Genomic DNA, 6,191 nt, shown 5'->3' with positions numbered 1-6,191 from the left:
CCCTGCGCTGGGATATGCTGGATCCGCGCTGGATGCCCAACACCACCCGCTTTACGGAGTCGGCACAGGTATTCACTGATCACTACAGCAATGGCAACGCCACCAAACCGGGCATATTCACCCTGTTTTACGGGTTACCGGCCAGCTATTGGGACGCGTTTTCCGCCCACCAGGTGCCGCCGGTATTGATTCAACGCATGCAGTCCCTCGGGTACCAATCCCAAATACTGAGCTCGGCCACGCTGGTGAGCCCGGCCTTCGACCGCAATGTGTTTTCATCCATTAAAGAACTCCGTCTGAAAACACCGGGGGACACCTCCTGGCAGCGCGACCAACAGATCACTCAAGACTGGTTGGATTTTCTCGACAGGCGCTCGTCCCATGACAACGCCTCACCCTTTTTCGGGTTCCTGTTCTACGATGCGCCGCACTCCTATCAGGTCCCGCCCGATTACCCGCGTATCGAACCCTACTGGGAGTCCGTAAATCAATTGGCACTGGACGATGACTTCGACCCCGAGCCCTATTTCAATGTCTACAAAACCACGGTACGTTTTGTCGACGACCAGATTCATCGGGTTCTGGCCGACCTGTCAAAACGCCAGCTGATGGAAGACACCCTCGTTATCATCACCTCGGATCATGGCCAGGAATTTAACGACAACGGGATGAACTATTGGGGTCACGGCAGCAATTTTTCACGCTATCAGCTCCAGGTTCCACTGGTCATCCATTGGCCCGGCAAGGCGCCCAGTGTCGTTGAACACCGGACCGAGCACTTCGACCTCGCGCCCACCCTACTGACCGACGTGCTCGGGTGTTCCGAAAGTGCGACCGAGAGCTATTCAAGCGGTGAACACCTCTATACCCCTCACGACAAAAAGTGGAGTATCGCGCACAGTTACATGAACTCGGCCTTTCTGACCGAGGAGCTCCAGCTGGTGAGTTACCCGTCGGGCGGAATGGAAATGCTGAGCACTCAGCTACAGCCAATAGACGATGCTCCCTTACCGATGGAGCTGATCAAACGCGCGCTGAAGGAGCAGTCCCGGTTTTACCCTTGAGCCACGCCTCCTGAGCTACCGACGTTTCGCCAACCACAAGCGGATGATGGTGCTGGAATTGACACTGATCAGCGTCACTTCCAGCAGGGTGCCCCCAATCGAGCCGACCGCGATGTTGTTTGCCAACCAGAAACAGGCGCCCACCAGGAAGGCCAGGCGCATCTGAATACCGGTCAGGCAGAACAGCGCGTAGGTGCCGATGCAGGCGCCAATCACCGGTAGCCAGTCCAGTGGTTTTTCGACCAGCCACCACCCCAGCGCCACACTGACGGCGATAAACAGCCACGCCACCAAACGCGAACTGGTTTTCAGGGACAGCCCGGTGCGCACCACCGACAAAAATGAACTCAGTACCGCCGTTGGCGCACCGATCAGCGCAAAGTGCAGGCAATTATTGAACTGCAGCACAAACATGAACACTTTCAGCTTGCGATCGTCTTTCTGAAAAAAACAGTAGACGCCCAAACCATAGCTGACCAACCCAAGCAGTTGGCCAACCGTATAGATCACATCACCCAAGGGCCTGGCACCTTAATCAAACAGCTGTGCATGAAAGCGCAGGTGATCTTCAATAAAGCTGGCAATGAAGAAGTAGCTATGATCGTAGCCCGGCTGCATCCGCATCGTAAGCGGAGCGCCCGCCCCTTCAGCAGCTATTTCCAGCGCCTCTGGCTTTAGCTGCTCCTGCAGAAAGTTGTCCGCATCCCCCTGGTCCACCAACAGGGGCAGCGCGCAGCCTTTGGCTTTGAGCAGCTCGCTGGCATCGTATTCACGCCAGGTCGACTCGTCGTCGCCCAAATAGCGCCCCAAGGCTTTCTGTCCCCAGGGACAATTGATCGGATTGCTGATCGGGGCAAAGGCGGAGATGGAGCTGTAACGCTCGGGGTTGCGCAGCCCCACCACCAGCGCGCCGTGGCCCCCCATGGAGTGACCGCTGATAGCGCGCTGGTCCGTGACCGGAAACTCACGCTCGATCAGCTGCGGCAACTCGTACACCACGTAGTCGTACATCTGATAGTGCGACTTCCAGGGGGCCTGAGTGGCGTTGACATAAAAACCCGCGCCCAGACCAAAGTCATAACTGCCCTCGGGGTCGTCTGGCACCGCGTCGCCACGGGGGCTGGTATCAGGGGCGACGATCGCCACCCCCAACTCGGCCGCGACCCGCTGGGCGCCAGCTTTGTGCATAAAGTTTTCATCGGTACAGGTCAAACCCGACAGCCAGTACACCACCGGCACTTTGCGCTCCTCGGCCTGGGGCGGCAGAAAGATCGCAAAGCGCATAGTGCAGTTGAGCACCTCGGAGGCGTGGCTGTATTGCTGGTTCCAACCGCCGAAACTCTTGTTGCTACTGAGCCGCTCCAATGTCATATCAAGCTCCTTAAAAGTGAATGACGCTGCGGATGCTTTCGCCCTTGTGCATCAGATCAAAGGCGTCGTTGATTTTTTCCAACGGCATTGTGTGGGTGATGAAGTCATCCAGCTTGAAGTCGCCGCGCATGTACTGCTCGACAATGCCCGGCAACTCGCTGCGACCCTTGACACCACCAAAGGCGGAGCCGCGCCATACCCGGCCGGTGACCAACTGGAACGGCCGGGTACTGATTTCCTGACCGGCACCGGCGACCCCGATAATCACCGACTCACCCCAGCCCTTGTGGCAGCACTCCAGCGCCGAGCGCATGACGTTCACATTGCCGATACACTCGAACGAGTAGTCCACACCGCCGTCGGTCAGATCAATAATCACTTCCTGAATGGGCTTATCGTAATCTTTCGGGTTGATACAGTCCGTGGCACCGAGTTTTTTCGCCAGCTCGAACTTCCGCTCGTTGATATCAATGGCGATGATCCGCCCGGCCTTGGCCATGGTCGAGCCGATGATGGCCGACAGGCCAATGCCGCCGAGGCCAAAAATCGCCACCGTCGAGCCCGGCTCCACCTTGGCGGTATTGAGCACCGCACCCATACCGGTAGTCACACCGCAGCCGAGCAGACACACCTCTTCCAGCGGGGCTTCCTTGTTGACCTTGGCCAGGGAAATTTCTGGCAACACGGTGTATTCGGAAAAGGTGGAGCACCCCATATAGTGATGGATCGGCTGGCCGTCTTTGTAGAACCGGGAGGTGCCATCGGGCATGACCCCTTTGCCCTGGGTTGCCCGGATTTTGCCGCACAGGTTGGTTTTTCCGGATTTGCAGAATTTGCACTCCCCGCACTCCGGGGTGTAAAGCGGGATGACATGATCGCCCACCGCGATGCTGGTCACGCCCTCACCGACCTGCTCCACAATGCCGCCGCCCTCGTGGCCCAGGATGGCCGGCCAGTTGCCCTCCGGGTCTTCCCCAGAGAGAGTAAAGGCATCGGTGTGGCACACCCCGGAGGCGACCACCCGTACCAGGACTTCACCGGCCTTGGGCGGCATCACATCGACTTCTTCAATGGTCAGTGGTTTACCGGGGCCCCAGGCCACGGCAGCGCGAGATTTGATCATGCTTTCCTCCAAAATGGATGATTCGGGGTATTACTGGGTATTTTTACCCTGGGGGATTACGCTCAATCCCCGGTAACGGTTGCTATTGCCGTGTTAGGCTCCTATAACGTTAACAGGTAACCCACCCACGGATTGAGTCTATGATGCTGCAGCCCCACAACATTGTCCACCTCTGGCTGATCGACCAGCGCAGCCTTCACCTGGATGAGCGGCGAGACACCTTTGAGCAGTGGTTGAGCGAGGACGAGCTCGACGGCCTGACGCACTACTCCCGACCCGAACTGCGGGACGAACAACTGATTACCCGCGCGGGGTTGCGCAGCAGCCTCTCGCAATACTCGGACAGTGTTCCGCCCAAGCGCTGGCGGTTTGAGCGTAGTGAGCGCGGCAAGCCCCGACTGAGCGACGACTCGCCCATGTCCGAGCTGAGCTTCAACCTAAGCCACAGCGGCGACTGGCTGGCCATCGGCATCACGGTCGACAACCTGATTGGTGTCGACCTGCAGCTTCGGCACCATCAAAAGCCCCTGACCGAGCTGGCCGAGCGGTTCTTTTCCGCACCCGAGGCCGAGGAACTGGCCAACCTCCCCGAACCCCGGCAAAGTGAGCACTTCTTTCGGCTCTGGACCCTCAAGGAGGCGTACCTGAAAGCCCGGGGGCTGGGTATCGCCCACGGCTTGGACAAGGCCCGCTTTCACATCGACAACAACGGCCTGATTACAGCGGAATTTGACGACAGCCTGGAGGATGACCCTCACGACTGGCAGTTCCACCACTATGAGCTGGACGATGATTACTGCCTGTCCCTCGCCCTGAAGCAACACCGGGCCCAGGACGCATCGACCCACTTTTACAAGCTGATTCCCGGTGGTCATGTCGAGCCCCTGGAGTGCATCGGCCACCAGATACAGATTCAGTAAAACACAAAACCCGACGCCCCGGAATTCCGGGGGCGACTCCGGGTGTAAAGGACCGTAAAGACTCGCCAAGGCCTTTTGTCGTATGATACTTTATTACAGATTGACTATAACCCTCTGACCATAACCAATAGCCCAAGGGATAGCCTATGAAACTCCTGAGCTCTTTCCTGTTGTCCGCCACCCTGGCCATGCCAGCGGTTGCCGCCAGCACCCATAAAATGTCTGTCGATACCGACGAAAGCGCGGGCATCATCAGCAAACACATCTACGGCCACTTCGCCGAACACCTGGGCCGGGGCATCTACGATGGCCTCTGGAAACAGGATGAAAACGGCGACTACATCATCCGCGATGATGTGATCGATGCCCTGAAAGACCTGGGCATCCCCAACCTGCGTTGGCCCGGTGGCTGCTTCGCCGACTACTACTTCTGGGAGGACGGCATTGGCCCGAAAGAGCAGCGCCCCTCAGTGGTGAACAACCTCTGGGGTGGGGTGACCGAAGACAACTCCGTAGGCACCCACGAGTTCATGGACCTGGTGGCCGAGCTGGAAACCGACCCCATTGTGGTGGGCAACGTCGGTAGCGGCACCGTGGAAGACATGGCCAACTGGTGGCAGTACGTCAACCACCCGGGCGAGAGCCCCATGTCCAAGCTGCGCGCCGAGAATGGCCGCGCCGAACCCTGGAATGTCGAATACTGGGGCGTGGGTAATGAAAGCTGGGGTTGCGGCGGCAACATGCGCCCCGAGTACTACGCCGACCTCTACCGGCGCTTTGCCACTTTCCTGCACCCCTACGAGAACGTGAAGCCCTTCCGCATCGCCGCCGGCGCCGCCGGGGCCGACTACAACTGGACGGATGTGGTCATGGAGCGCGCCGGCGATATGATCGACGGGCTGGACCTGCACCACTACACCATTCAGGGCTCCTGGACCACCAAGAAAGGTGAGGCCGTCAACTTTGATGAAAGCGACTGGTTCGAGCTGATGGACCGTGCCATCGAAATGGACGAGATCATCACCGGTCACAAGAAGATGATGGACAAGCACGACCCCGAGAAGCGTGTGTGGCTGATCGTGGGCGAATGGGGCACCTGGCACGAGCAGGAAGAAGGCTCCATCCCGGGCTTCCTGTACCAGCAGAACACCCTGCGCGATGCCCTGACCGCCTCGGTGACACTGGACATTTTCCACCAGCATCTGGACCGGGTGAAAATGGCCAACATCGCCCAGACCGTGAATGTCCTTCAGGCGATGATTCTGACCGATGGTGAGAAAATGCTGCTGACCCCGACCTACCATGTGTTCGACATGTACAAGGTACATCGGGATGCGGTGGCTCTGCCGATCAAGCTGAACAAAGGCAAGTACCGTTATGACGGCGACAGCCTCCCGGCGTTGAGCGCCACCGCGTCGCGGGACAAAGACGGCCGCACCCACATCAGCCTGACCAACATTGATCCCAACGAAGCACGCACCGTTGAGATTGATCTGAAAGGGATGGATGTGAGTGCCGTGAAGTCCGGCCGGATTCTGACCGCCGAGGCGATGAACGCCCATAATACCTTCGACAACCCGAACAATCTGGTACCGGTAAGCTTTGACGGCGCCCGGGTTGAGAAAGGCAAGTTGATTGTGGAGATGCCGGCGAAGTCGTTGGTGACCCTGGAGCTGTAACGTCAGACTTGGGTGACGGCGGATGCGCTGCGCT

Annotated in this window: 6 protein-coding genes; 3 read left to right on the top strand and 3 right to left on the bottom strand. The window is 58.5% G+C overall.

The window, feature by feature from the left end; genetic code table 11:
* Positions 1 to 1,064: sulfatase-like hydrolase/transferase (locus tag B3187_RS11615; RefSeq protein ID WP_286806591.1), on the top strand; the 1,064-nt coding region annotated here is incomplete at its 5' end.
* Positions 1,065 to 1,079: 15 nt separating this feature from the next.
* On the opposite strand, the gene B3187_RS11610 is transcribed toward B3187_RS11615, so the two are convergent.
* The 3 genes from B3187_RS11610 to B3187_RS11600 are packed head-to-tail and all read right to left on the bottom strand — an operon-like array spanning position 1,080 to position 3,558.
* Positions 1,080 to 1,574 carry a YgjV family protein gene (locus B3187_RS11610; RefSeq protein WP_036162001.1) on the bottom strand — a complete coding sequence of 165 codons (495 nt, stop codon included), beginning with the start codon at positions 1,572 to 1,574 and terminating at the stop codon, positions 1,080 to 1,082.
* 21 nt (positions 1,575 to 1,595) lie between these two features.
* Positions 1,596 to 2,435: an S-formylglutathione hydrolase gene (fghA, locus tag B3187_RS11605; RefSeq protein WP_286806589.1), complete on the bottom strand. Its 840-nt coding sequence runs from the start codon at positions 2,433 to 2,435 to the stop codon at positions 1,596 to 1,598.
* Between the two features lie 10 nt (positions 2,436 to 2,445).
* A complete protein-coding gene (locus B3187_RS11600; RefSeq protein ID WP_286806587.1) occupies positions 2,446 to 3,558 on the bottom strand; it encodes an S-(hydroxymethyl)glutathione dehydrogenase/class III alcohol dehydrogenase in 1,113 nt (370 codons plus the stop codon).
* Between the two features lie 140 nt (positions 3,559 to 3,698).
* On the opposite strand from B3187_RS11600, the gene B3187_RS11595 reads away from it, so the two are divergent.
* Complete coding sequence (locus B3187_RS11595; protein ID WP_286806586.1) at positions 3,699 to 4,478, top strand: 4'-phosphopantetheinyl transferase family protein; 780 nt, start codon at positions 3,699 to 3,701, stop codon at positions 4,476 to 4,478.
* A 146-nt stretch (positions 4,479 to 4,624) separates the two neighbouring features.
* The gene (locus B3187_RS11590; RefSeq protein WP_286806585.1) at positions 4,625 to 6,157 is read left to right on the top strand and encodes an alpha-N-arabinofuranosidase; all 1,533 of its coding nucleotides are present in this window, start codon (positions 4,625 to 4,627) and stop codon (positions 6,155 to 6,157) included.
* Positions 6,158 to 6,191: the final 34 nt, after the last annotated feature.

The organism is Marinimicrobium sp. UBA4209, from assembly GCF_002381585.1.
GTDB lineage: Bacteria > Pseudomonadota > Gammaproteobacteria > Pseudomonadales > Cellvibrionaceae > Marinimicrobium > Marinimicrobium koreense.
Note: the sequence above shows the minus strand (reverse complement) of the source record. Positions and strands in the feature narration are given on the sequence as shown.

Coding starts and splice junctions, on each gene's coding strand:
- fghA (WP_286806589.1), bottom strand. CDS start 2,435: ATGACATTGGAGCGGCTCAGTAGCAACAAGAGTTTCGGCGGTTGGAAC.
- B3187_RS11600 (WP_286806587.1), bottom strand. CDS start 3,558: ATGATCAAATCTCGCGCTGCCGTGGCCTGGGGCCCCGGTAAACCACTG.
- B3187_RS11595 (WP_286806586.1), top strand. CDS start 3,699: ATGATGCTGCAGCCCCACAACATTGTCCACCTCTGGCTGATCGACCAG.
- B3187_RS11590 (WP_286806585.1), top strand. CDS start 4,625: ATGAAACTCCTGAGCTCTTTCCTGTTGTCCGCCACCCTGGCCATGCCA.